Genomic DNA, 24,528 nt, shown 5'->3' with positions numbered 1-24,528 from the left:
TTGTATTATGAATAAAAAGCAAATAAAAAGGAATGTAATACTCGGAATTTTATTCTTCCTTCCAGTCGTGTTTCTGTTGTTTTTATACCCTGCTAAACATAATTATATCGCACTAGATATACTTGAAGAAAATGTTTCAGATATTACCGGATTCACTTCCGATGATACCAAAACCATTCAATTAAAAGATCATATTACCATTTTAGGTTTCATAGGTACAAATCCGCAAGATAAATATATCGCTATGTCTAACTTAAAGGAGTTGATGTACGATAAATTCAAAGGATTTAAAAGATTTCAAATTGTTATGGTGTTACCTCATTCTGCAAAAGCTGAAGCCGAAGTACTAAAAAAGGAACTAAGCAAATATGAGTATTTAGAATATTGGAAATATGTCTACGGTACCGAAAATGAAATCAAACACCTATATAATAGTTTAAACTTAATTAAAGACTTAGATGAAAATCTAGCAACTAATGATGTTGTAATTATTGATAAAGAATTAAACCTAAGAGGTAGAATTGATGATAGAACTGATAACGAAAAGCAGAGTAATAAGCCAGTTTACCAATTAAAATCATACGATTGTATAAAAGTCGCTGAGTTAAAAAACAAAATGAGTGAAGATTTAAGAATAATCTTTACTGAATATCGTCAAAAACGAAAAGGTAACTTTAATTCAGAAACTAGAAGAGCAAACGAGTTATTAAATAAGCCAGAGTAATATTAATACAATTTACCTGCATCTATTTAAATATTAAACAAAATTTAAAATGAACAAGAAATCAAATTATTCGTACATAGGAATAGCCCTAGTTATTTTAGTGTTTGGAATCATCTTTATACCAAAAATTGTTGACAGAATCAGCAATAAAGATGTGGTAAGAGATGAAAGCAGAAGTGTTAGTGTTTCTAATGATGATAGAACCATGAGAACTTCAGATTTAGCATTCCTTGAAATTAACGGAGAAGCTAAAAAAGTACCAGAATTCAGTTTTACAAACCAACATGGTGAAACTATTACTAATGAAGATTATTTAGGAAAAGTATATATCGTAGAATTCTTCTTTACAACCTGTCCTACTATTTGCCCTAGAATGAGCAGAAACTTGGTAGATATACAAAATACGTTTCCAGATAATAAAAACTTTGGTGTAGCTTCATTCACTATTAATCCAGCTAACGATACCCCAGAAGTATTGAAGGCTTATGCTGAACAATATGGAGTTACAAATCCTAATTGGAATTTCTTAACAGGAAATCAAGAGGATATTTATAAGTTAGCTAACCAAGGCTTCAATTTGTATACTGCAGAAGAAGCTGAAGCCGAAGGAGGTTTTGAGCATTCAGGAAATTTTGCTTTAATAGATAAAAACGGATTCATTCGTTCTAGAATAGTTAACGGAAACCCTGTTATTTATTACAACGGTATGATTTCTGAAGAAGAAAAAGTAGATGAAGAAGGGCAAGAAGAGCAAATTTCAATGCTAAAACAAGACGTAGCTAAATTATTAAACGAGTAGGTTTTTTATTTCACTTTAGAAGCAATTTGTAAGATTAAGAATATGATTCAAGAGCAAAACATTCAAAACGAAAAAAAATACAACAAGTTAATTGTTGTTTTGTCTGTGTTAATTCCGGTAGCAGTTGCTGCTTTATTTGGTATCAAGATTGATGTGGAGCTGCCCGTATTCTTGCCACCAATATATGCTTCTACAAATGCACTAACTTCTGTTATTTTAGTGCTTGCATTTATTGCCGTTAAAAACAAAAAGGTAAAATTACATGAAAACTTGATGAAATTTGCCATCGCACTTTCTGCAGCATTTTTAATCATGTATGTTGCTTATCACATGACTAGTAATTCTACTAGCTATTTAGGTGATCAAAAAGTATTGTATTTTACAGTTTTAATTAGTCATATTGTTTTATCTATAGCTGTAATACCATTTGTGTTAATCACTTTTGTTAGAGGAATCACTAATAATATTGAAAAGCATAAAAAGATTGCACGTATTACCTTTCCGTTATGGTTATATGTTACCGTTTCGGGTGTTGTAGTATATCTTATGATTTCGCCTTATTATATGTAAATTTGATTATTCCTTTGCTATCAAAGGAAGGTTAAAAACTTTAAAATGAAAAAAATAATTTTACTTGCCATATTAGTTCTTTTAGTTTCTACACCTGTAGAAGCACAGTGCGCTATGTGTAGAGCAGTTTTAGAAACCGAAGAAGGACAAAGTACCGCCAAAGGTGTAAACGATGGTATAGTTTATTTAATGGCAGTTCCTTATATTTTAGTTGGTGGAATAGGATTCTTTATCTACAGAAAATTTTCCAAAAAAACAGCAAAATAAACAGTATTTCTCTGTAACATATTTTATTTTCTATAGTCTAACTTCTATACTGTATAAATGTTTTCTTAACATTTAATTAGTATAAACTCGGTTGTGGTTTGTTTATTATTGTAGTAGCTAGTCGATTAGCGTCTAGTTTTTTTAGATGTAAAATGAAATATTCAGGATGATAGAAATAAAAGATTTACAGAAATCTTATCAAATGGGAAGTAATTCTCTTCACGTTTTAAAAGGAATTAATTTTAATGTGAAAGAAGGAGAGCTAGTATCTATTATGGGTTCATCCGGTTCTGGTAAATCCACTTTGCTGAATATAATAGGAATGTTAGACGAAGCAGATCAAGGAAGTTACACCCTTGATGGAGTTCCTATTAAAAATCTAAATGAAAAAATTGCTGCCAACTACCGAAACAAATTCCTAGGTTTCATCTTTCAGTCTTTTAACTTAATAAATTATAAAACGGCGCTAGATAACGTTGCAATGCCTTTGTATTACCAAGGTGTAAAACGAAAAGAAAGAGCAGAAAAGTCTATGCATTATCTAGAAAAAGTTGGTTTAGCAGATTGGTCTCACCATTTGCCAAGCGAACTTTCTGGAGGTCAAAAACAACGTGTAGCGATAGCTAGAGCTTTGGCTTCAGATCCAAAAGTATTATTGGCAGATGAGCCAACAGGAGCATTAGACACTAAAACTTCTTACGAAGTCATGGATCTTATTCAAGGTATTAACGACGAAGGAAAAACCATTCTTGTAGTGACACATGAGGATGACATAGCACAAATGACAAAACGTATTGTGCACCTTAAAGACGGACTGATTATAGATGATAGTAAGGTAGAACAAGTAAGAGCTTCAGTGCATGTTTGATTTAGAGCGTTGGCAAGAAATATTCGAAACCCTAAGCAAAAATAAGCTTCGTACTTTTTTAACAGGTCTTTCTGTAGCGTCTGGAATTTTCATATTAGTAATTCTTTTAGGAATCAGTACCGGAATTCAAAACGGTGTTAGATCTCAATTTCAAAGAGATGCTACCAATTTAATAAGTATTTGGGCTGGTTCCACTACTAAAGAATATAAAGGCCTAAATCCGGGAAGGCGTATTCAGCTTAAAAATGATGACTTCAATGCTGTATCTACAAAATATGCCGATAATATAGAACATGAATCTGCTTTTTATACTATTTGGGGCGGACTAGTAAACTATAAAAATGAATCTGGTAATTATAGAATTCAAGGAATTTTACCAGGAAATCAATTTATTGAAAATGCCGATATAACTAGCGGGCGCTTTATAAATATTGCCGATGTAGAAGGGTTGAAAAAGGTGGCGGTTATTGGAAATAAAGTATCACAAGATTTATTTAAAGGCGAAGACCCAATAGGAAAAAATATTTCTCTTTATGGTATTAACTTTAAAGTAGTAGGAGTGTTTTATGATCCGGGAGGAGAAAGAGATGAAAGTAAAGTTTTTATGCCTCTAACCACAGCACAATTAGCTTTTAATGGAGGGGATAATATCCGAAACATGATGTTTACACTTAAAATGTCTGACAATTTCGATCAAGCAGTTGCCGAATCTCAAGCTATAGCTACAGCAATAGAAAGTGAAATAAAACAAAGGCAAACCGTCGCTCCAGATGATACAAATGCCGTAAGAGTAAATAATACTTTAGAGGAAGCTAAAAAAATCTATTCTTTAGTAGGTACTATATCTGCAGTATTTTGGTTTGTAGGTATAGGAACCATTATAGCTGGAGTTGTTGGTGTTGGTAATATCATGTTGATTATAGTAAAAGAAAGAACCAAGGAAATTGGTATACGTAAAGCATTAGGAGCACAGCCATGGTCTATAGTTGGAATGATTTTACAAGAATCTGTTTTTGTAACGCTTCTTTCAGGATTGTTAGGTCTCATCTTAGGTCTAGCATTACTTGAGCTCGTTGGTCCACTCATACAAAGTGATTTTATAGAGTATCCCCAAGTAGACTTTAATACAGCAATTACTACCGTTTTTATTTTAGTATTTGCTGGGGCAATAGCAGGGTTTATTCCAGCATACAGAGCAGCCAAAATCAAACCAATTGTAGCACTAAGAGACGAATAATATGTTTAGCAGAGACCGTTGGGACGAAATATTACAAGCACTTACAGCTAATAAGTTTAGAACTTTTTTAACTGCTTTTGGTGTGTTTTGGGGTATTACAATTTTAGTATTACTTCTAGCATTAACAAATGGCTTGAAAAATGGTGTAACCTCTAGTTTTGGGAATTTTGCAACAAACTCTATGTTTATGTGGACCCAAGGAACTTCAAAAGAATATAAAGGCTTGCCTAAAGGAAGATTTTTCAATTTTAAACTTCACGATGTAGCAACCTTAAAAAGAGAAATTCCCCAATTAAAATATGTTTCTCCAAGACTTCAGTTAGGAGGATTCCAAGGAGCAAATAATGTGACAAGAGGAACAAAAACGGGAGCCTATCAAGTGAATGGAGACTATCCTGAATATATTTTTCAACAACCAATAGATATTCTACAAGGTAGATTTTTAAGCTATTCTGATATTGAAGCAAAACGAAAAATTTGCGTCATTGGAACAGATGTTATTAACGGTTTATACGATAAGGGCGAAGACCCTTTAGGAACTTATATAAAAGTAAATGGCGTAAATTTCTTAGTAATTGGAACTTTCAAGGCTTCCAACAGTAGAGACCAAGAAGAAGATGCAAATACTATTTTTATCCCTTTTACTACTTTTGGTCAGGCTTTTAATAGCGGTGATAATGTAGGTTGGATGGCTTTAACGGCAGAAGATGAAGTTTCCATTACTACATTGAAACCAAAAATCATGGAGCTTTTAAAAGCGAGTCATAAAATTCATCCAGAAGATGATAGAGCCATTGGTAACTTCGATTTATCCGAAGCTTTTGGACGCGTAAACGGTTTGTTTGCCATTTTATCCTTAGTTGGGTATTTTGTTGGAGCATTAGTTTTAATGTCTGGTATTATAGGAATTAGTAATATCATGCTAATTGTTGTAAAAGAACGAACTAAAGAAATTGGTGTAAGACGCGCCCTTGGTGCTACACCTTGGTCTATCAAGTCACAAGTATTACAAGAAAGTTTGTTATTAACTATCATTTCCGGAATGGTAGGTATTTCCTTTGCAGCATTCGTAATATTTATAATGAATTATATTTTAGATAGTAACGGGCCAGTAGAAAACTTTGCAAACCCTAGTGTTAGTATGTCTGTGATTTTTATAGCATTATTTATACTAGTAGTTTCTGGTTTATTGGCAGGATTAATTCCAGCAAATAGTGCTACTAAAATGAAACCGGTAGATGCTTTAAGAACCGAGTAGTATTTAGTGAAGATTTATAGTTAAGAAATAAGATTAGAAAATAAGAAATTAAACAATCAAAAAATGAAAAGAACCAAAACCATCATCGTTTTATCATTAATAGTCTTAGTGTTTGGTACAGCATTATATTATTTGTGGCAAAAGAACCAGGAGGACCCTGTGACTTATACTACAGATGTAGCTAGTGAACAAACAATAACCGTTAAAACCGTAGCGACAGGAAACATTGTACCAAAAGACGAGGTTTTGATCAAGTCTAATATTTCTGGAGTAGTAGAAGAGATTTTTGTTGAAGCTGGAGAATATGTTAAAGCAGGAGACCTAATTGCTAAAATTAGAGTAATCCCTAATGTTTCTTCCTTAACAAATGCAAAAGGAAGTATTGCTCTTAATCAAACAGCTTTACAAACGGCACAAATTAATTTCGAAACGCAAGAAGCTAGCTACAAGCGTCAAAAAGCATTATTTGATAAAGGAGTGATTTCAGCTAACGATTTTGAAGCAATCCAAAACACGTATTTACAAGCTAAGCAAAGTGTTGAACAAGCAAAAATAAATATCAATACTGCAAGACAAAATTACGATATTATTAAAACAGGAACTACAAGCGGTTTAGGTAATATCGCTCAAACCCAAGTGAGAGCAACCGTTTCGGGGATGGTTTTAGATGTTCCTGTGAAGGAAGGAAATCAAGTAATTGAAGCAAATAATTTTAACGAAGGGACTTCTATCGTATCTCTTGCAGATGTGAAGAAAATGATTTTCGAAGGAAAAGTAGATGAAAGTGAAGTTGGTAAAATTAAAGAAGGCTTACCATTAGAAATTACTGTTGGAGCTATTGAAGATCAAAAATTCGATGCGGTTTTAGATTATATCGCACCAAAAGGTGTTGCCGAAAATGGAGCAATTCAATTTGAAATTAAAGGAACTCTTCAAAAAATAGATTCTATTTTTATTAGAGCAGGTTTAAGTGCAAATGCTTCTATCATTTTAGATAAGGCTGAAAATGTTTTAGCCATAAAAGAAGCTTTGGTACAATATGATGAAAAAACAAAAACTCCTTTTGTAGAATTGGAAGTTTCCGATCAAAAATTTGAAAGAAAAGATGTGGAACTAGGAATTAGTGATGGTATTTTTGTAGAAGTAAAAAGTGGCGTTTCTAAAGAAGATAAAATTAAAGTTTGGAACCAAGTACAAGGGATTCCAAAATACGCTCAGAAATAAATAACGGAAACAACTGTAACATATTTACATTTATAAAGACTTATAATTTAATTATGAAAAAAATAATTTTTATACTTTTTGCGCTAGTAAGCATCACATCCCAAGCCCAAGATAAACTTTGGACGCTTCAAGAATGTGTAGAATATGCTTTAGAAAACAACATTTCTGTGAAGCAGAGTGAATTAGATTTGCAAAATGCAGAACTAAACAAAAAAGACGCTTTCGGAAACTTTTTACCTTCGCTTAATGCAAGGGTTTCTCATTCCTGGAATATTGGACTAAACCAAGATCCAGTTACCTTCGATGCGGTAAATTCTACTACTAGAAATTTAAGTGGAGGAATAAGCTCTGGTGTAAATATCTACAACGGATTAAGAAACTTAAACCAACTTCGTCGTTCTAATTTAGAGATATTAGCTAGCCAATATCAGTTAGATAATATGAAGGATAATATGTCGCTAACTATAGCAAATGCTTTCCTTCAAATTTTATTCAATAAAGAACAGCTAAAAGTTTTACAAGCACAGCAGGCAATTACTCAAGAAGAACTACAACGTACTACAGATTTGGTTGAAGCAGGTTCTTTACCAAGAGGTGATTTATTAGAAATTGAAGCAACAATCGCATCGCAAGACCAACAAGTGGTAAATGCAGAAAATGCCATTTTCCTTTCTAAAATTAGTCTAGCACAATTATTATTAATTGAAGATTATGAAAATTTTGATATCATTGATACAGCTTACGAAGTGCCGCCAACCTCTATTTTAAATGAGTCACCACAAGCTATCATTGCAAAAGCAAAAGAAACTCGTTACGATATTAAAATAGCAGAAAACAATAGCGAAATAGCAGAATATAATTTAAAAATAGCAAAAGGAGCTATACAACCAACTTTAAGCGGTTCTTATAGTTTTGGAACTAATTATTTTAGATCTCAATTATTCAATACACCAGAATTTACAGATCAAGTTTCAGATAATAAGAGTCACGGATTTTCACTAAATTTAAACATTCCTATTTTCAATGGTTTTTCAGTAAGAAACAATATTAAACGTAGCGAAATTCAAATTGAAAATACAAAGTATTTACTAGAGCAAGCTAATCTAGATTTAGAGACCAATGTTTATCAAGCATACAATGATGCAAAAGGAGCTTTAAAAGCTTACGAAGCAGCATTAAAAACAGAAGAAGCTAGATCTGAAGCATTTAATTATTCAAAAGCAAGATATGATGTTGGTTTATTAAACGCTTTCGATTTTAGTCAATCTAAAAACAGATTAGAAAACGCACAAAGCGAAGTAGTAAGAACCAAGTATGATTATATATTTAAACTTAAAGTTTTAGAATTCTATTTCGGAATTCCAATCACAGCATTAAACTAATAACCATGAGTAAGAAAACATTAACCATCATTGTAATTGCAGTAATTGTATTGCTAGCACTTTTAATTGGAGGAAAAAAAGCAGGGTGGTTTGGTAAACAAGGTAATTTTAAGGAAGTAGAAACCAAGAAAATTGCCAAAATTGATATTATTGAAACCGTTTCGGCTACAGGAAAAATCCAACCAGAAATAGAAGTGAAACTTTCTAGTGAAGTTTCTGGGGAGGTTATAGAACTTCCAGTTGTTGAAGGACAGCAAGTGAAAAAAGGAGATTTGTTGGTTCGTGTAAATCCAGATATTTATCAATCTAACTTAACGCGTACACAGGCTTCCTTACAGAATGTTCGCTCTGGATTAAATCAAGCAGAAGCTTCACTTAAAGAAGCAAAAGCTAATTATGACAGAAACAAACAGCTTTTTGAAAAAGGAATTGTCTCAAAGGCAGATTGGGATAAGGTTACTTCTTCTTACGAAATTGCACAAGCAAATAGGCAGTCGGCATACTACAATGTGCAAAGTTCTGTAGCTATCGTAAACGAAGCTCGTGACAATTTAAACAGAACAAATATCTATGCGCCAATGGACGGAACTATTTCTAAACTAGATGTAGAATTAGGAGAACGTGTTGTTGGAACACAGCAAATGGCCGGAACAGAAATTCTTCGTGTGGCAAACTTAACCAATATGGAAGTAGAGGTAGATGTAAACGAAAATGATATTGTAAAGGTTAATATAGGCGATTCTACTATTGTTGAAGTAGATGCTTATTTAAAAAAGCAGTTCAAAGGATTAGTAACACAAATCGCGAATTCGGCAGATGGTATTTTAACATCCGATCAAGTAACAAACTTTAAAGTAAAAGTTAGAATTCTGGAAGAGTCTTATCAAGATTTATTAGAAGGGAAAGATGATTTCTACTCTCCATTCAGACCTGGAATGACAGCAACAGTAGATATTATCACCAACAAACGTGAAAATGTAGTTGGTGTTCCAATTAGTGCAATTGTTATTAAAACAGATACTTCTTCAACTAAATCAGCAAGAAAAAAAGAAGCTGTTGAAGGGGAGAGCGAAGAAAAATTTGAATGTGTATTTATCAAAGAAGGTGAAAAAGCAAAACTTAGAGTTGTAAAAACTGGAGTTCAAGATAATTCTAATATCGAAATTTTAGAAGGACTTCAAGAAGACGAAGAGATTATTACCGGTCCGTATAACACCGTTACCAAATCCCTTAAAAATGGAGATGCAGTTCAAATAAAATCGGACGAAAAGGCAAAATAAAAACTGAAATAGATTCATAATAGATTATGAGTATCATTCTAAATATTGAAACAGCAACAACAAATTGTTCCGTCTCTCTTTCTAAAGAAGGAGAGACTTTTGCTTTACTAGAGGATAATAGTAAACAGTATTCTCATGCAGAACGATTACATGTATATATTAATCAAATTCTAGAAGAAAACAATATAAAATCTTCGCAAATAGATGCGATTGCGGTTAGTAAAGGTCCAGGGTCTTATACCGGGTTACGTATAGGAGTATCGGCGGCAAAAGGGCTTTGTTTCGCTTTAGATAAGCCGTTAATTTCTGTTTCTACATTAGAGGCTTTAGCACGACAAGTAAAAGAAGAAAATGGACTAATTATTCCTATGTTAGATGCTAGAAGAATGGAAGTGTACTCTGCTGTTTTTGATGCTAATTTCAATACGATTAGAGAAATTGAAGCACAAATTCTAGATGAGCAGTCTTTTGCTAGTTATTTAGAAAAAGGTAAAGTTTACTTTATTGGAAATGGAGTAGAGAAAACGAAAGGCTTAATTCAACATGAAAATGCTGTTTTTATTGACGATAAACTTCCTTCGGCAAACGAAATGTCTGTAGTTGCATATAATAAGTACAAAAAAAGCGACATAGAAGATGTCGCTTATTTTGAACCTTATTATTTAAAAGATTTCGTGGCTTTAAAACCTAAGAAGAAATCTTAAGCTTCTTTGTGAATTTCAACACTGTGTGGATAAGGTATATCTATTCCTGCAGCGTCTAATGCTTCTTTAGTACGTTCAATAATATCAAAGTTTACATCCCAGTAATCTTCTTTGTTTACCCAAACTCTAGTAAAGAAGTTAATAGAGCTATCTGCTAATTCCGATACATTCACGGCTGGTGCAGGATCTTTTAATATTTTAGGGTTTGATTCAATAACACTTAAAATAACCTCTTTTGTTTGCTTAATATCTGAATCGTAACCAACACCAAAAGTAAAGTCTACACGTCTTGTGTCTTCTGTACTTAGGTTTGTAATATTTCCGTTTGAAAGACTTCCGTTAGGAATAATAATTTCTTTGTTGTCTGGCGTTCTTAATTTAGTCGTAAAAATCTCAATCTCTTTTACCGTACCAGCTTCGCCTTGTGCTATAATATAATCTCCAATTTTAAAAGGTTTAAAAATTAAGATTAATACCCCACCAGCAAAGTTTCCTAAAGAACCTTGAAGTGCCATACCAATTGCTAAACCGGCAGCAGCAATAATTGCAGCAAAAGAAGTAGTTTCAACACCTAAGTTTCCAAGTATTGTAATTACTAAAAGAATTTTTAATACCCAGTTTAATAGGTTTACTAAGAATTTTTGCAACCCTAAGTCATACTCTCTTTTAGCCATTAATGTAGATAGGCCTTTCATTATTTTTTTAATAACCCAAGAACCTACAATCCAGATGGCAATAGCTCCTATAACTTTTAAACCGTAGGTAGTTATAAATTCCATGCCAATTTCTGCCCATTTTTCAATTTCCATAATTTTGTATTTTAGTTATTATTTTAGTTTGCGAATTTATAAATAGTATTGAAATTAATGGAGAAAGAAAAGGGTTTTAAACTTTCTTTAAGAAAAAAATGGAAGCTTGTTCTATATAATTACTCTTTTAAAAGTTGAATAGCATCTTCTGTTTTAGAAACCGCAAGTTTACAGGCTTTATTTAGGCAAACATAAATCATCGTTTTATCTTTTATAAACCTATTTTGTAGTAAAGGAAGTTTGCTTTTAGTTTCGCTTCCAGCAATTAGCTTATTAGGTAAATAGGTTTGATTTAGTTCCTTTACTTTTTGACTAGTATCTTCACCTGCAATTGCTACTTCGTAAAACGGCATTGTAAAGTTTAGCATTAAGTCTAACCAATTTGAAAATCCCGAAGCATATTCTTGCATTTCGGGTTTTACATTATTTAGCATCGTAGAGACCGTTTTGTAAAAGTGTATATTATCAAAATACTGAGACAGCTTAAATAGGTTTTTAGCCATGATAGAATTACTTGCAGGAATAACATTTTCTCTATATTCGATACTTCTTGAAACCAAGGAAGCGTCTAAATTAGAAGTGAAAAAGAACATTTTACTTTGGTCATCAAAAAAGTGATCTAGGCTATAGTTTGCTAAATCTCTAGCAGTGTTTAACCATTTTTCATTTAGCGTCACTTCGTATAAAGCGATAAAGGCTTCTATGGTTGCCGCATAATCCTCTAAATATCCGTTAATAGTGCTTTTTCCATTTTTGTAATTATGGAATAATCTTCCGTCGGCTTCTAGTTGTTTGTTTAAAATGAAGTTTGCATTTTTTTTAGCTACGTCTATATATTCTTTGTCGCCAAGAACACGATAAGCATCTATATAGCCCTTCAGCATAAGTGCATTCCAAGAAGTTAATGATTTATCGTCTAGTCTAGGTTTGTCTCTTTTGTTTCTTTCGGTTAAAAGAATTTCTTTCCAAGTGTTTTTCTTTTGAAGGAATTCTTCCATTGTAATATTATGCGTTTTTATAAAAGAGGCATCCGATTCTTTTCTAATCAATACATAGTTGTCATGCTCCCAATAACCATCCACATTTATATTATAATAGTTTGAAAATAGCTGGAAATCTTCTTTTAGTAATTTTTGAAGTTCCTCTTTTTTCCAAACATAAAAAGCTCCTTCTTCTAATGTGCCGGAAGCATTATTGCTATCTGCATCTAAAGAAGAATAAAAAGCACCTTCGCTATTGGTTAAATTACTTTTAACAAAGGCTAGTGTTTTGGTAATAACTTCCTTATATAGTTCGTTTTTTGTTAGGAGGTAGGCGTCGGCATACAAACTAACAAGTTGTGCATTGTCATAAAGCATTTTTTCAAAATGAGGAACGTGCCACTTAGCGTCCACCGAATAACGAGAGAATCCGCCTTACAATTGGTCAAAGATTCCGCCATAAGCTATTTTAGTTAAGGTATGATTTACATATTTTAGTAAATCTTCATCCTTGTTTTGATATGCATATCGTAATAAAAAGTGATAGTTGTTTGGCATCATAAACTTTGGTACTCTTTTCATTCCACCTTCATGATGATCAAAATGAGAGGACCAATTATTTACTGCTTTTTCAATAATAGCATTGGTAAAAACGGCTTCGTCTGTATTTAGCTTAACTAGGTCCACGGCTTTTATACCACTTTCTAATTTGTCTGCATATTCGGTAAGTTTCTCAGGTTTTTTAGCGTGTAATTCTGCTATCTGCTCCAGAGCTTGCATCCACTGTTCTTTTTTAAAATAGGTTCCTCCCCAAACCGGTCTGCCGTCCGGTAAAGCTACAACGTTTAGAGGCCAGCCCCCTTGGCCTGTCATGAGTTGTACAGCATTCATATATACTTGGTCAATATCTGGACGTTCCTCTCTGTCTACTTTTATATTTATATAATTGCTGTTCATTACCTGAGCAACTTCTACATCTTCAAAACTCTCATGCTCCATTACATGACACCAATGGCAAGCAGCATAACCAACACTAATTAAAATTAGTTTGTTTTCTTTTTTTGCTTTTGCTAGTGTTTCTTCGTTCCAAGCAAACCAATTTACTGGATTATGAGCGTGTTGTAATAGATACGGACTAGTTTCATGTATAAGGTTGTTTGTGAATTGCTGTGTCATGTTTTGTGTGGTTTGACTATTGCTGGTAAATACTATAGCAAGTTGAAAGGAAAAGAGTATTATGAGTTTTCTCATAATCAAAGTTAGTTAAATAACGGCACAAAAAAAGCGATCTACTAGAGATCGCTTTTTAATAATATTTTTAGAGTGATTTATTTTACTTCAAAAGTTAATTTTAAGTTTACTCTAAATTCTGTTACGTTATCATCTTTAACAACTGCACTTTGTGATTGTACAAATACAGATTTAATGTTCTTTACAGTTTTTGAAGCTTCTTTTATAGCTTTTTTTGTTGCGTCTTCCCAGCTTTTATCTGAATTAGACATTACTTCAATTACTTTCATTACTGCCATAGTATATCTTGGTTTTAAATTAATATTTAGTTGAACTATCAATTTACAAATTATTATACTAAAGAAAAAAACTATTAGCAATGATTTAACTATTAGTTAATGAGTAGGATAAGAATTATCCGTTTATAGCTTCAACAGTTTCAACTCTACCTTTAAGCATTTCTTTCAACATGTTTTCTATACCGTTTTTAAGGGTGAAAGTTGAAGAAGGGCACCCGCTACAAGCTCCTTGTAAAATAACTTTTACTTTTTTGCTTTCCGCGTCGTAAGATTCAAATTGAATATTTCCACCGTCACTAGCCACAGCTGGCTTGATGTATTCTTCAAGTATGTTTACAATCTCTTTTGAAGTGTCGTCAAGATTTTCATAAGTTTGATCTAAAGCTTCCGTAGATTTTTTTACAACTTCTGGAGCATCTGCAGTAACTACATCTTTTCCGTTTTCTATAAAAGTTCTTATAAATTCACGAAGTTCCATTGAAATATCATTCCAATCTGCAACTTCATATTTAGTAACCGAAACATAGTTTTCATCTAGGAACACACTTTTTACGAAAGGAAAGTGAAATAATTCTGAAGCTAGAGGAGAAGCTTTTGCTTCATCTATAGAAGTAAACTCAAAGGTAGCAGCAACTAGTTTTTTGTTAGCCACAAACTTCATTACCGAAGGGTTTGGAGTACTTTCAGCATATACTGTTACAGGTACTTTTTTAGCAGTTGCAGTTTCTTCTACAGCAATTCCGCCATCATTTAAGTAGTTTTGTATTTGTTCAGCAACTTCTTCTTGAACATCTGGCCATTCCACAATACTATATCTTTCAACAGCAATAAAATTACTGGTGATATATACTTTTTTTACAAATGGAAGGTAAAATAATTGTTGTGCTAATGGTGATGATTTAGCCTCGTCTATATTATTGAATTCAAAGCTTTGATGCTTGGTTATAAATTGGTTTAACTCAAACTTTACAATACTTGGATTGTTGGTTGCTTGTATAGAAACTTTATATGTGCTCATGATCAATCAAATTTTTTACAAAAATACTAAAAGAACACAAGAGTAATCTATATATTTGGGTTTTCTTAACTGTATTAAATGAAGTTAAAATCGATTAAGCAAAATCTTTAACTTTTGTTCTTAGATTTGTAAAGACTTATTTTTATATATTTGAGGGAATTATTTTGATTTAATGGAAAGGTTAAGTTGTAATAGATGTAAGAATGTGCATTTGCACAATTTGACTTGAAAACTAAAACTATGAATTTTAAAAAGTTATACCTTATAGTACTAGTTGTGTTTAGTACTCAATTTGTTAATTCTCAAGAAGGACTTCCTATATATACAGACTATTTAACAGATAATTACTATTTAATTCACCCTTCAATGGCTGGTGCAGCAAATTGTGCTAAGCTAAGAGTTACAGGTAGACAACAGTGGTTTGGTCAAGATGATGCACCACAACTAGCAACCGTAAGTGTAAATAGTAGAATTGGTGAAACACAATCTGCTATAGGAGGTATATTTTTTACAGATAAAAATGGGTTCCATTCTCAAAATGGAGCTTATGTAACTTATGCACATCATTTAATGTTTTCAAGAAGTGAAGTTGATTTAAACCAACTTTCTTTTGGATTAAGTGTAGGGATGATTCAGTATAAATTAGATGAAACATCTTTCTTAGCTGAAGGATTTGATCCTATTATTGCAGGAATTGAACAAAGCTCCACAAACTTTAATATAGACTTTGGTTTTTCTTACCACTTATATAACTTTTACGCACATGCAACAGTAAAGAATGTGTTGAATAATGAAGGTATTAATAACGATATAGAAGTAACAAGTAACTTAAGACGTTATTTACTTTCTGTTGGTTCTGTGTTTGGAAAATTTGGATCTGAGTGGAGTTATGAGCCTTCTGTATTATTTCAATATAAAGATGGAACAAAAGAAGCTTCATTTGATTTAAATGCTAAAGTTTATAAGGAAATGGACTTTGGTAAAGTTTGGGGAGGATTATCTTACAGACGTAGTTTAGATGGTGCAGAGTATTTAGATGGTACTACGGTTAGCGATCAAAAGCTTCAGTATATATCACCTCTTTTAGGTATTAACTATAACGACTTTATGTTTGCATATACTTATGCTTACCAAGCGAACTCTGTAGTATTTAATAATGGTGGTTTTCACCAAGTAACTTTAGGTTATAACTTTAACTGTAGAAAAGAAAAATATCACTGCTTATGTCCGGCAGTTAACTAATACAATTCACAAAAAAGCCTTCATGATTTATGAAGGCTTTTTTTTATAACTATACTTTCATGTTTCTGGATATTTGATATTACTTTTTTATCATGGATTTTGTCTTTTCTATCTTCTTTAAAAGTTTAATTTTGAATAATTAATTAACCTAAGGAACCCTATGCTTATCATAGGTTCTTCTATTAAAATCAATATTATGCCATTAATAAAAGCAGTAAATAATAAGCATCCACAAATACCAGAAGACTGTTATGTAGCAGAAAATGCAACCATTGTTGGTGATGTAACTATGGGGAAACAATGTAGCGTTTGGTTTAATGCTGTCATTCGAGGGGATGTGCATTTTATCAAAATGGGAAACAAGGTAAATATCCAAGACGGAGCCGTAATTCATGCTACTTATCAAAAGTCACCAACTACTATAGGAAATAATGTTTCTGTTGGGCATAATGCTATTGTTCATGGGTGTACCATTCATGATAATGTTTTAATAGGAATGGGAAGCATTGTAATGGATGATTGTGTTGTAGAAAGTAATAGTATTATAGCAGCTGGAGCTGTGGTAACTGCCAATACTAGAGTAGAGGCGGGGAGTATTTATGCAGGTGTTCCAGCAAAGAAAGTAAAAGATATAAGTAAGGAGTTAATCCACGGGGAAATTAATCGAATCGCAGAAAACTACGTAAAATATTCTAGTTGGTTTAAGGAAGACTGATATGTTAAAGTTTTAAAATACAGCTTAATAAGTGATAATTTTTCTTATCTTTAATATGTTGTATTGAGGTGCCTAGACTTACATTAGTGGCTGAGAGAATACTCATTGAACTTGTTGGATAATGCCAATATAGGAATACGACTTGCAAAGGAAACACTTGATAAAAAGCGTCAATCTGTTTCCTTTGTCATTTTTAGATATTTCTTGTTTTTAAAGAGTTCTAAAAATCTAAATATTCTACAGGGTAATCATTAGTTAGAAGCTGTTGCATTACTTCTGGCTTTCCGTTAGAATAGAATTTAAGAGTAGGTTTGTTTGTTACGTTATTAAGAAGGTTGTGCTGTCTTAAAACGGCTTTTGTTTGTCTTGCAACCGCTTCTCCAGAGTCAATAATCTTAATATGGCTAGGAAGAATTTCTAATAGCTGAGGTATCAAATACGGGTAATGAGTACAACCTAAAACAAGATAATCTATATTTGCTTTTAGCATAGGGTGCATATAGATCTTTAAGAGCTCTTTCATTTCATCGCTTGCAACTTTTCCGTTTTCTATTAAATCTACAATTCCTTCTCCTACCTGTTCAATCACTTTAATATCATTTGTGAATAGATTGGTCTTTTTATGAAAAAGATCGCTAGAAAGGGTTCCTTTGGTTGCTAGAATACCTATTGCTTTGGTTTTTGTTTGTAGTGCAGCTGGTTTAATAGCAGGTTCTATGCCTATAAAAGGAATATTGTATTTTTCACGCAGTTTGTGAATGGCGTTTGTTGTAGCTGTATTGCAGGCAACAACTATAAGTTTGCATTTTTTTTTAATTAGAAATTCTACATTCTTTTCGCTTAAAGAAAGTATTTCTTTATTGCTTTTATTTCCGTACGGAGCATTCTTGCTATCTGCTAAATAGATAGTGTTTTCATGAGGAAGTAAGGCGTTAAGTTCCTTCCATATAGAAGTTCCTCCAACACCAGAATCAAACATACCGATAGCTTGTTTACTCATGAGTTTTTAAATTGCATATAAAAGTAAATAAATACATTGAAAAAATAAATTAGTTTTTACTCTTTCCGCTTGTTATCGTTAGTTTATAAAATAAAAGAGCCGTCTTGTAGAAGACGGCTCTTTTGAAATTTTATTTCGATGTTTATTAGAAACCTAATTCTTTTTTTACATCTGCAAGTAAGTCTTTACCATCTGCCATGATAACTCCACCACCTTGTGTAGAATCTAATACATAAGCAAAACCTTGAGCTCTTGCTACTTTTAAGATAGCAGCTTTAGCTTTTTCAGTAATAGGCTTTAATAAGTCCATTTCTTTCTTTTGCATATCTTGTTGTGCTTGACCTTGGTATTCTTGAATGTTTTGTTGCATTGTTTGTACCTCGATTAAACGCTTTTGGTTTTCCTCGTCTGTTTTCGTGTTAGCTTCAGACTCATATAATTTCATTTTGTTTTGGTATTCTGTTACCATTGCTTTGATGTCTGCTTCGTACGTTTTACCAAGTTTGTCCATTTCAGCTTGAGCTGTTTTCATGTCTGGCATTTGAGAAATAAGTTCTTGTGTATTGATATGTGCAACTTTAGTTTGCGCTTGCATAAAGCTTGTTCCACCAATGAATAAAGCTGCTGCTAATAATAGGGTTTTAAATTGTTTCATTTCTTAAAGTTTAATTTGTGTTATAATTTTTGTTTTTAATTTTCGTCTTCTTTTTCGTTTTTCTGTTTTTCTCGCTCTTCTTTTGCTTTTCTACGATCTTCCAGAATTTTTTGTCTTCTTTCTTCTAGTTCTTGTTTACGCTTCTCTCTGTCTGATAATTTCTTTTCTGCAGCGTCTTCTATAACTTTTTCTTCTGTTTTAGGCTCTTCAGCTTCATTAACAGTTTTAGAACTTTCGTCTTCTTTGGTATCTACATTTTCTTCATTTGTAGTATTTCTTTCTTTTAGCCTTTCTTCTCTAATTTGTTTTCTAGCTTCAATAATACTATCTCTTCTTCTTTGTGCTTCTTCTTTTTTAGCTTCACGAGCTTCAAGAAGTTCTTGTCTGCGTTTTTCTGCTTCCGCTGCACGGGCTGCTTTCTTTTCTTCTAAAGCTTTTCTTCTTTCATCTATAGCATCATTTACTTCTGGTACTACATCTTCTGCTTGAGCTTCTCTTCTTTCTTTCTTAGAAGCTGCTTGCTCTCTTTTAGAAGTTCTTACAATTGCTCTAATAACTTGTTCACTTATATCGAATCTATCAGCGGAGTAAAGCATTACTACATCTGCAGATTTATCGAATATAAAATCATATTTTTTAGTTGAAGCAATGTCTTGAACTGCTGCAAATATTTGATCTTGTATTGGCTGAATTAATTGTCTTTTTTGGATCATTAAATCGCCGTTAGGACCAAATCTTTTTTGCTGATATTCTAAAATTTCAAGCTCTTCAAACTTAATATCTTCTTCTCTCTCTGCAACAAGCTCATTTGTTAAAAGAACTTTTTCGTTGCTTAGGTCTTTTCTTTTTTGCTCAATAACACTTAATCTAGATTCTATTTCCGATTTCCATTTCTGAACTTTAGAATCTAACTGTGAAGTTGCTTCTTGGTATTCAGGGATGTTTTCTAAAATATATTCTGTGTCAATATAACCGATTCTTACACCACGTTGTGCTTGAATATTTGTTATGTTGAGCATAAATCCAATTGCCAGTAAAATAAGAACTTTTGATTTCATCTGTTTTATATTTTATAATTTATTGGCTTATAAATTTTATAAAAGGACAGATGATTATTTGTTGCTATTCTGTCACTTTTAGAATTAAGCTTTTCAAAATTAACGAAATTTAATTTTAAAAATTTCAATTCCTTTTCTAAATAATCAATTTGTTAATAGAAAATACCGTGCCAAGTTTTAATTTCAATTAAAATTGTTGTCCGATTATAAAGTGTGTTTGCCATCCACTTACTTGATTTCCTTGACCTGGAACTGTGTCGAAACCGTGACCAAAGTCGATACCAAGTAATCCGAAAGCAGGCATAAATAAACGTAAACCTAAACCAGCAGACCTTTTAATATTAAACGGACTGTAGTCTCTAAAGCTGTTATGTGATATACCTCCTTCTAAGAATCCTAATACATAAATTTTTGCAGTAGGTTTTAGTGTAATAGGGTAACGTAACTCTAAGGAGTATTTGTTGTAGATAGATCCACCATCATTTGTAACATTACCATTTTCATCTATTGGTTGTAATGATTGGTTTTCATATCCACGTAAAGCAATAGATTCTCTACCATCTAAACTATAACTTCCTAAACCATCTCCTCCAAGGAAGAAACGTTCGAAAGGAATAACTCCTCTATCATTGTTATAAGCTCCTAAGAAACCAAATTCAATACTTGGACGTAGAACTAATTTATCAACGATACGTGTATACCAATCTGCTTTAAATTTAATTTTATAGAATTCTAACCATTTAAAACGTTCTTGATCAATTTCTGAAACTCTTGCTGCTGCATTGTTTCTTACGAAATCATTATTGTTTGGGTTATCTCTTACATCTACTTTTTCATCTCTTTCTGCTGCTAAAGCTGAATAATCTACATTATTAAATAAAGAATATGGTACAGAAAGCTTTGCTGTAATACTAAAGTTAGATCCTCCTGTAGGGAAAACAGGATCGTTATATGTATTGTTTCTACTTAAACCAATAGTATATGCTAAGTTGTTTGAGTATCCATTTCCGAAGGTAAATAAACCAGTATTATAGTTTAATAAATCATAATGTTGGTAACTTACCGCTTGTGATAATGTAAAGTAATCATCTGGTACCGAAAGACGTTTTGCTAAACCTACAGAAATACCTGTAATATTAAAACGTTTGTCTTTATCTGCATTTCCTGTTCTTGGGTTGTATAAGAACTGCTTTGAATGCGAAATAGAAGTAGAGAACTGTACTGGTTTTTTACCACCTAGCCATGGTTCTGTAAATGAGAAACTATAGGTTTGGTAAAATCTGCTTGCTTGTAAACGAAGCGCTAGTTTTTGTCCGTCACCTCTTGGTACAGGTTTATAAGCTTCTTTGTTTAAAATGTTTTTAATAGAGAAGTTATTGAAAGATAAACCTAAGGTACCTATGAAACCACCTCCACCGTAACCACCTTGTAGTTCGATTTGGCTAGATCCTGTTTCAACAACACCGTATTGTAAATCTATAGTTCCTTCGTTTGGATTAGGGTTTTTAAAGTCTGTTGAAATTTGTTCAGCATCAAAGAAACCTAATTGACTAAGCTCTCTAATAGTACGAACAACATTTGCTTTACTATATAGTTGACCTGGACGCGTACGTAACTCTCTGTAAATTACTTTATCGTTAGTAACGTCATTTCCACGAACGGTAACGCTATTGAAGTATGTAGGTTTTCCTTCAGAAATTCTAATTTCCATATCAATAACATTTCCTTCTGCATTTACTTCAACAGGGTTGATAGTAGAGAAAAGGTATCCGTTATTTTGATATAGGTTTGTTAGGTCGTTAGCGTCTGGTTTTGTGTTGTCAGCAATTCTTTCTTGTAAAAGAACTCCGTTATAAGTTTCTCCTTTTTTAATTCGAAGAATTCTACCTAATTGATCGTCTGTATATACAGTATTTCCAATAAAAGAAATATCACCAAAAGTATATTGTTCTCCTTCTTCTAGATCAACATACAATGTTACTGTATTGTCTTTGTTGTTTACTAAGCTATCTGAAATGATTCTAGCATCTCTATAACCGTTTTCTTTGTATTTGTCTACAACGCTAGTTAGGTCTTCTTTAAAATCGTCTTTAATATATTTAGAACGTTTTAGTAAGTTAAAAAAGCTTTTCTTTTTTGTGTTTTTCATTGCTTTACGAAGCTTTTTCTCTGTTAAAACAGAATCTCCTGTAAATACAATGTCTTGCACTTTTACTTTTTTTCCTTTGTCTATAGCTAATACCATATTAACTCTAGATTTTTGTAAAGAGTCTATAACCTCTACGTTATTGATATTGACTTTAGCATTATAGAAACCATCTTTTTTGTACTTGTTTACTAAGTAGTTTTTTGTTGTAGTAACTAAGTTTTCAGTCACTTTAACTCCTTTAGTAAGTTTGTTTTCTTTAATGATAGACTCTCTTTTACCTTTCTTAACACCTGTAATTTTTACTTCGTTAAGTTCTGGTAAATCGGCTAATCTAATTTCTAGGTAAGCATTATTGTCTTCTACTTTTAAAAGGTAGATGTCAATGTCATTAAAAAGATTAGAGTTCCAAAGTTTTTTAATAGCGTTACTAATTTCCTCACCAGGAATTTGTATTTCACTACCCTTCTTAAGTCCAGAATAAGTAATGATTGTTTGTTCGCTAAAATTAGTGTTTCCGTTAACAGTTATTTCTGCTAAGGTGTACTTTTTTCCTTTTTCAAATGTAGTTTCTTGAGCAAAAGTGCTTAAACTAAATACTGTAAATAATAATGCTATAAAACGTGTAGTAAATGCTTTCAAAGGCATAAACTTAGCTAAGTTGTTCACTTGTTTTCCCAAATCTTCTTTCTCTTTTTTGATATTCTATAATTGCCTCGTACAGATTTTGCTTTTTAAAATCTGGCCATAAGGTTTCCGTAAAATAAAGTTCTGCATAGGCTATTTGCCACAGCAAAAAGTTGCTAATACGTTGTTCGCCACTAGTTCTAATAAGCAAATCTACGTCTGGTAAATTGTGCGTGTAAAGATGCTCATTTATAAATGATTCATCAATATTATCTGGCGAAATTATATTATTTTTAACTTTAATTGCTACTTTTTTTACTGTATTTATTAATTCTTCCCTTGATCCGTAGCTTAAAGCTAAAGAAAGCGTTAATCTATTGTTAGTTTTTGTTTTGTCAATAACTTCCAGTAATTCTTTATGCACTTTTTTAGGAAGTGCCTCTAGGTTTCCTATTGCAGAAAGTCTTATGTTGTTTTTTTGAAGGGTTTCAATTTCCTTTTTTAAGGAAGAAACTAAAAGTCTCATAAGAGTTTTAACTTCTAGTTTTGGTCTGTTCCAGTTTTCTGTAGAAAAGGCGTAAAGAGTAAGATTTTCAATACCTAATTCGGCTGAAGCTTCTACTATTTCGCGAACCGATTTTGTGCCATTTTCATGACCAAAAGCGCGAATCATTCCTTTTTGTTTTGCCCATCTACCGTTTCCATCCATGATGATGGCTAGGTGTTTAGGAAGTCTGTTAGTGTCTATTTGTTCTTTTAAATCCATTTAAAAAATGCAGTAACATGGTGTTTTACCAAAAGTATAAGTTAATGTAATTCCAGTAAATACATACCAGTCGTTATTGTTTGTGTTACCAAAAGCAAACCTGTCAAAAAGTTCTTCAGCATCAGGAACACTTCCATCAATTTCATCTGTAAAAGTATATCTAGCTCCTATTTCTCCTGCAAGAATAAGGCTGCTAGCTATTTGGTGTTTGTAGCCTAAAACCATAGGAATTCCGTAAGCTAAACTAGAAGTATTGTCGTTTACAAATTGGCCATTTTGTCCAAAATGGAAATTATCGTGTTTTGCAACGGTAATTCCAGTATATAAGTAAGGTGTAGCGTTTGTTTTACGATTGTGTAAGTTGAAATCGAAAAAGGTAAATTCTAATCCTAAAGAGGCTTCTATTATATGATTATTGAATTTATAGTCTCTTTCTTTTCTTCTTGGGTCGTCAGAATTACTGTCTATTCCTTCTAATTCTGTGTATATAAGAGAAAAACGGAAAGAGTGTCTAGCACTTCTATTCCATTTAAAAATCCCGCCTATTGCAGGTTTATTAGGAGATATATGTTTTGTTGAACCTACATCACCAATAAAATTACTTCCTCCTGCAAAAACACCAACCTCATAGGTTTGTGCATGCGAGAGCTGTATGGTGATAAGACTCAATACTATAATAAAAAAATACCTCATAAATAATTAAAAGTTTGCAAATATAATAAATAAGATTAGCCTTTAACAATTTGAAACAAATTGATATGTGATTAAACTAATTATCTGCTAATTTATTGTTTTAATTGCGTTTGTCTTCTCCCCAAAGTAATTTTTTTCTCAGCGTATCTAAAAAGCTTTCGTCTAGTAATTCTAGCATTTTTATAGTAAACGGAGCCTTTTTAATTTTGATCACCGTATTGTTGTCTAAGGTTGCAATTCTAGAGTCAAGTGATACTAAATGCTGATTTTCTCTACCGTTTACTTTTAATTCAATTTCTGTAGAATCTGGTATAACCAAAGGTCTTGCACTTAGGTTGTGAGGTGCAATAGGTGTTAATACAAAACTGTTTGTTGATGGTGTAATTACTGGTCCGCCACAACTTAAAGAGTACCCTGTAGAACCTGTAGGTGTTGAAACAATTAATCCGTCACTCCAATAAGAAGTTAAATATTCGTTGTCTAATAAGGTATCCACGGTAATCATCGAAGTCGTGTTTTTTCTGCTTACAGCAATTTCGTTTAACGCATAATTAGCTTCTAAAATATCTTTGTTTTCCGGACTGGTTTCTACACTAAGTAAACTACGTTCAGAGATTTTATATTGTTTATTTAAAATGCTGATAAAAGCTTCTTCAATTTCATCTGTTTGAATGGTTGCTAAAAAACCTAAACGACCTGTGTTAATTCCAACAATAGGGATGTTTAAATCTTTAACATACGTTATGGTTCGTAAGATGGTACCGTCTCCACCAATACTAATTAGTAAGTTAAAACTCTTGTCTAATTCTGTAAAAGATTGAATTTCTGTGTTGTTTCTAACTTTTTCGTCTAACTGTTTTAGAAATTCTTTTTCAATACAAACCGAAATCTTCTCTCTTAAAAGAACATCTAATAAAATAGCGAAAGCTTCCGAGGTTTTCTTAGTATAATATTGGCTGTAAATAGCAATCTTCATA

At 32.3% G+C, this 24,528-nt stretch carries 25 protein-coding genes; 13 read left to right on the top strand and 12 right to left on the bottom strand.

Translation table 11 applies throughout. From position 1 onward, the window contains the following. Nucleotides 1–7: 7 nt before the first annotated feature. The 11 genes from DU428_RS01235 to tsaB all read left to right on the top strand — a co-directional run bounded on the left by DU428_RS01235 (nt 8) and on the right by tsaB (nt 10,313). A complete protein-coding gene (locus DU428_RS01235) occupies nt 8–724 on the top strand; it encodes a hypothetical protein (RefSeq protein ID WP_072348417.1) in 717 nt (238 codons plus the stop codon). Nucleotides 725–773: 49 nt separating this feature from the next. Beyond that, nucleotides 774–1,523, top strand: coding sequence for an SCO family protein (locus DU428_RS01230; RefSeq protein WP_072348418.1), 750 nt, complete (start codon nt 774–776; stop codon nt 1,521–1,523). Nucleotides 1,524–1,565: 42 nt separating this feature from the next. Continuing rightward, complete coding sequence (locus DU428_RS01225; RefSeq protein WP_113965616.1) at nt 1,566–2,093, top strand: DUF420 domain-containing protein; 528 nt, start codon at nt 1,566–1,568, stop codon at nt 2,091–2,093. A gap of 45 nt (nt 2,094–2,138) precedes the next feature. Then, nucleotides 2,139–2,360 (top strand): hypothetical protein, encoded by a 222-nt coding sequence (locus DU428_RS01220; protein WP_072348420.1) that lies wholly within the window; start codon nt 2,139–2,141, stop codon nt 2,358–2,360. 166 nt (nt 2,361–2,526) lie between these two features. Next, complete coding sequence (locus tag DU428_RS01215; RefSeq protein WP_072348422.1) at nt 2,527–3,228, top strand: ABC transporter ATP-binding protein; 702 nt, start codon at nt 2,527–2,529, stop codon at nt 3,226–3,228. After that, nucleotides 3,221–4,465 carry an ABC transporter permease gene (locus tag DU428_RS01210; protein WP_072348424.1) on the top strand — a complete coding sequence of 415 codons (1,245 nt, stop codon included), beginning with the start codon at nt 3,221–3,223 and terminating at the stop codon, nt 4,463–4,465. The genes DU428_RS01215 and DU428_RS01210 overlap by 8 nt, the downstream gene beginning before the upstream one ends. A 1-nt stretch (nt 4,466) precedes the next feature. Further along, a complete protein-coding gene (locus DU428_RS01205) occupies nt 4,467–5,723 on the top strand; it encodes an ABC transporter permease (RefSeq protein ID WP_072348426.1) in 1,257 nt (418 codons plus the stop codon). A 63-nt stretch (nt 5,724–5,786) separates the two neighbouring features. Beyond that, nucleotides 5,787–6,947 (top strand): efflux RND transporter periplasmic adaptor subunit, encoded by a 1,161-nt coding sequence (locus DU428_RS01200; protein WP_072348428.1) that lies wholly within the window; start codon nt 5,787–5,789, stop codon nt 6,945–6,947. A gap of 53 nt (nt 6,948–7,000) precedes the next feature. Then, nucleotides 7,001–8,329 (top strand): TolC family protein, encoded by a 1,329-nt coding sequence (locus DU428_RS01195; protein WP_113965615.1) that lies wholly within the window; start codon nt 7,001–7,003, stop codon nt 8,327–8,329. A gap of 5 nt (nt 8,330–8,334) precedes the next feature. Next, nucleotides 8,335–9,609 (top strand): efflux RND transporter periplasmic adaptor subunit, encoded by a 1,275-nt coding sequence (locus DU428_RS01190; RefSeq protein ID WP_113965614.1) that lies wholly within the window; start codon nt 8,335–8,337, stop codon nt 9,607–9,609. 26 nt (nt 9,610–9,635) lie between these two features. Next, a complete protein-coding gene (tsaB, locus tag DU428_RS01185; protein ID WP_113965613.1) occupies nt 9,636–10,313 on the top strand; it encodes a tRNA (adenosine(37)-N6)-threonylcarbamoyltransferase complex dimerization subunit type 1 TsaB in 678 nt (225 codons plus the stop codon). On the opposite strand, the gene DU428_RS01180 is transcribed toward tsaB, so the two are convergent. From DU428_RS01180 to DU428_RS01165, 5 genes are all read right to left on the bottom strand, one after another. Beyond that, nucleotides 10,310–11,122, bottom strand: a complete 813-nt coding sequence (locus DU428_RS01180; RefSeq protein WP_072348436.1) for a mechanosensitive ion channel family protein — start codon at nt 11,120–11,122, stop codon at nt 10,310–10,312. The genes tsaB and DU428_RS01180 overlap by 4 nt on opposite strands. 119 nt (nt 11,123–11,241) lie before the next feature. Next, a complete protein-coding gene (locus DU428_RS13590) occupies nt 11,242–12,516 on the bottom strand; it encodes a thioredoxin domain-containing protein (RefSeq protein WP_317047515.1) in 1,275 nt (424 codons plus the stop codon). A 21-nt stretch (nt 12,517–12,537) separates the two neighbouring features. Further along, nucleotides 12,538–13,353, bottom strand: coding sequence for a thioredoxin domain-containing protein (locus tag DU428_RS13585; protein WP_317047488.1), 816 nt, complete (start codon nt 13,351–13,353; stop codon nt 12,538–12,540). Between the two features lie 77 nt (nt 13,354–13,430). Beyond that, nucleotides 13,431–13,631 carry a dodecin family protein gene (locus tag DU428_RS01170; protein WP_072348918.1) on the bottom strand — a complete coding sequence of 67 codons (201 nt, stop codon included), beginning with the start codon at nt 13,629–13,631 and terminating at the stop codon, nt 13,431–13,433. Nucleotides 13,632–13,746: 115 nt separating this feature from the next. After that, on the bottom strand, nt 13,747–14,649 hold the full coding sequence (locus tag DU428_RS01165; RefSeq protein ID WP_072348438.1) for a NifU family protein: 903 nt from the start codon (nt 14,647–14,649) through the stop codon (nt 13,747–13,749). Nucleotides 14,650–14,889: 240 nt separating this feature from the next. Here DU428_RS01165 and DU428_RS01160 point away from each other — a divergent pair, with 240 nt between their 5' ends. Next, entirely contained in the window at nt 14,890–15,891 is a 1,002-nt protein-coding gene (locus tag DU428_RS01160) for a PorP/SprF family type IX secretion system membrane protein (protein ID WP_072348440.1), read from the top strand. Nucleotides 15,892–16,087: 196 nt separating this feature from the next. Beyond that, the gene (locus tag DU428_RS01155; RefSeq protein ID WP_072348920.1) at nt 16,088–16,606 is read left to right on the top strand and encodes a gamma carbonic anhydrase family protein; all 519 of its coding nucleotides are present in this window, start codon (nt 16,088–16,090) and stop codon (nt 16,604–16,606) included. Nucleotides 16,607–16,826: 220 nt separating this feature from the next. Here the strand turns inward: DU428_RS01155 and murI are convergent, their stop codons facing one another. The 7 genes from murI to DU428_RS01120 form a co-directional block, all read right to left on the bottom strand. Then, entirely contained in the window at nt 16,827–17,606 is a 780-nt protein-coding gene (gene murI, locus DU428_RS01150; RefSeq protein ID WP_072348442.1) for a glutamate racemase, read from the bottom strand. A 145-nt stretch (nt 17,607–17,751) separates the two neighbouring features. Continuing rightward, a complete protein-coding gene (locus tag DU428_RS01145) occupies nt 17,752–18,261 on the bottom strand; it encodes an OmpH family outer membrane protein (RefSeq protein WP_072348444.1) in 510 nt (169 codons plus the stop codon). Nucleotides 18,262–18,296: 35 nt separating this feature from the next. Next, nucleotides 18,297–19,319 (bottom strand): OmpH family outer membrane protein, encoded by a 1,023-nt coding sequence (locus DU428_RS01140; protein ID WP_113965612.1) that lies wholly within the window; start codon nt 19,317–19,319, stop codon nt 18,297–18,299. Nucleotides 19,320–19,506: 187 nt separating this feature from the next. After that, nucleotides 19,507–22,113 (bottom strand): BamA/OMP85 family outer membrane protein, encoded by a 2,607-nt coding sequence (locus DU428_RS01135; protein WP_113965611.1) that lies wholly within the window; start codon nt 22,111–22,113, stop codon nt 19,507–19,509. A gap of 4 nt (nt 22,114–22,117) precedes the next feature. Next, on the bottom strand, nt 22,118–22,858 hold the full coding sequence (locus DU428_RS01130) for an isoprenyl transferase (protein ID WP_072348450.1): 741 nt from the start codon (nt 22,856–22,858) through the stop codon (nt 22,118–22,120). Then, nucleotides 22,859–23,551: a type IX secretion system protein PorG gene (gene porG, locus DU428_RS01125; protein WP_113965610.1), complete on the bottom strand. Its 693-nt coding sequence runs from the start codon at nt 23,549–23,551 to the stop codon at nt 22,859–22,861. It lies immediately after the preceding gene. Between the two features lie 100 nt (nt 23,552–23,651). Then, complete coding sequence (locus DU428_RS01120) at nt 23,652–24,527, bottom strand: NAD kinase (RefSeq protein WP_113965609.1); 876 nt, start codon at nt 24,525–24,527, stop codon at nt 23,652–23,654. Nucleotide 24,528: the final 1 nt, after the last annotated feature.

Origin of the sequence: Oceanihabitans sediminis, from assembly GCF_003337215.1 — a bacterium.
Lineage (GTDB): Bacteria > Bacteroidota > Bacteroidia > Flavobacteriales > Flavobacteriaceae > Oceanihabitans > Oceanihabitans sediminis.
This window is presented reverse-complemented; position numbering and strand designations above follow the sequence as displayed.

Coding starts and splice junctions, on each gene's coding strand:
- DU428_RS01235 (WP_072348417.1), top strand. CDS start 8: ATGAATAAAAAGCAAATAAAAAGGAATGTAATACTCGGAATTTTATTC.
- DU428_RS01230 (WP_072348418.1), top strand. CDS start 774: ATGAACAAGAAATCAAATTATTCGTACATAGGAATAGCCCTAGTTATT.
- DU428_RS01225 (WP_113965616.1), top strand. CDS start 1,566: ATGATTCAAGAGCAAAACATTCAAAACGAAAAAAAATACAACAAGTTA.
- DU428_RS01220 (WP_072348420.1), top strand. CDS start 2,139: ATGAAAAAAATAATTTTACTTGCCATATTAGTTCTTTTAGTTTCTACA.
- DU428_RS01215 (WP_072348422.1), top strand. CDS start 2,527: ATGATAGAAATAAAAGATTTACAGAAATCTTATCAAATGGGAAGTAAT.
- DU428_RS01210 (WP_072348424.1), top strand. CDS start 3,221: ATGTTTGATTTAGAGCGTTGGCAAGAAATATTCGAAACCCTAAGCAAA.
- DU428_RS01205 (WP_072348426.1), top strand. CDS start 4,467: ATGTTTAGCAGAGACCGTTGGGACGAAATATTACAAGCACTTACAGCT.
- DU428_RS01200 (WP_072348428.1), top strand. CDS start 5,787: ATGAAAAGAACCAAAACCATCATCGTTTTATCATTAATAGTCTTAGTG.
- DU428_RS01195 (WP_113965615.1), top strand. CDS start 7,001: ATGAAAAAAATAATTTTTATACTTTTTGCGCTAGTAAGCATCACATCC.
- DU428_RS01190 (WP_113965614.1), top strand. CDS start 8,335: ATGAGTAAGAAAACATTAACCATCATTGTAATTGCAGTAATTGTATTG.
- tsaB (WP_113965613.1), top strand. CDS start 9,636: ATGAGTATCATTCTAAATATTGAAACAGCAACAACAAATTGTTCCGTC.
- DU428_RS01180 (WP_072348436.1), bottom strand. CDS start 11,122: ATGGAAATTGAAAAATGGGCAGAAATTGGCATGGAATTTATAACTACC.
- DU428_RS13585 (WP_317047488.1), bottom strand. CDS start 13,353: ATGAGAAAACTCATAATACTCTTTTCCTTTCAACTTGCTATAGTATTT.
- DU428_RS01170 (WP_072348918.1), bottom strand. CDS start 13,631: ATGGCAGTAATGAAAGTAATTGAAGTAATGTCTAATTCAGATAAAAGC.
- DU428_RS01165 (WP_072348438.1), bottom strand. CDS start 14,649: ATGAGCACATATAAAGTTTCTATACAAGCAACCAACAATCCAAGTATT.
- DU428_RS01160 (WP_072348440.1), top strand. CDS start 14,890: ATGAATTTTAAAAAGTTATACCTTATAGTACTAGTTGTGTTTAGTACT.
- DU428_RS01155 (WP_072348920.1), top strand. CDS start 16,088: ATGCCATTAATAAAAGCAGTAAATAATAAGCATCCACAAATACCAGAA.
- murI (WP_072348442.1), bottom strand. CDS start 17,606: ATGAGTAAACAAGCTATCGGTATGTTTGATTCTGGTGTTGGAGGAACT.
- DU428_RS01145 (WP_072348444.1), bottom strand. CDS start 18,261: ATGAAACAATTTAAAACCCTATTATTAGCAGCAGCTTTATTCATTGGT.
- DU428_RS01140 (WP_113965612.1), bottom strand. CDS start 19,319: ATGAAATCAAAAGTTCTTATTTTACTGGCAATTGGATTTATGCTCAAC.
- DU428_RS01135 (WP_113965611.1), bottom strand. CDS start 22,113: ATGCCTTTGAAAGCATTTACTACACGTTTTATAGCATTATTATTTACA.
- DU428_RS01130 (WP_072348450.1), bottom strand. CDS start 22,858: ATGGATTTAAAAGAACAAATAGACACTAACAGACTTCCTAAACACCTA.
- porG (WP_113965610.1), bottom strand. CDS start 23,551: ATGAGGTATTTTTTTATTATAGTATTGAGTCTTATCACCATACAGCTC.
- DU428_RS01120 (WP_113965609.1), bottom strand. CDS start 24,527: ATGAAGATTGCTATTTACAGCCAATATTATACTAAGAAAACCTCGGAA.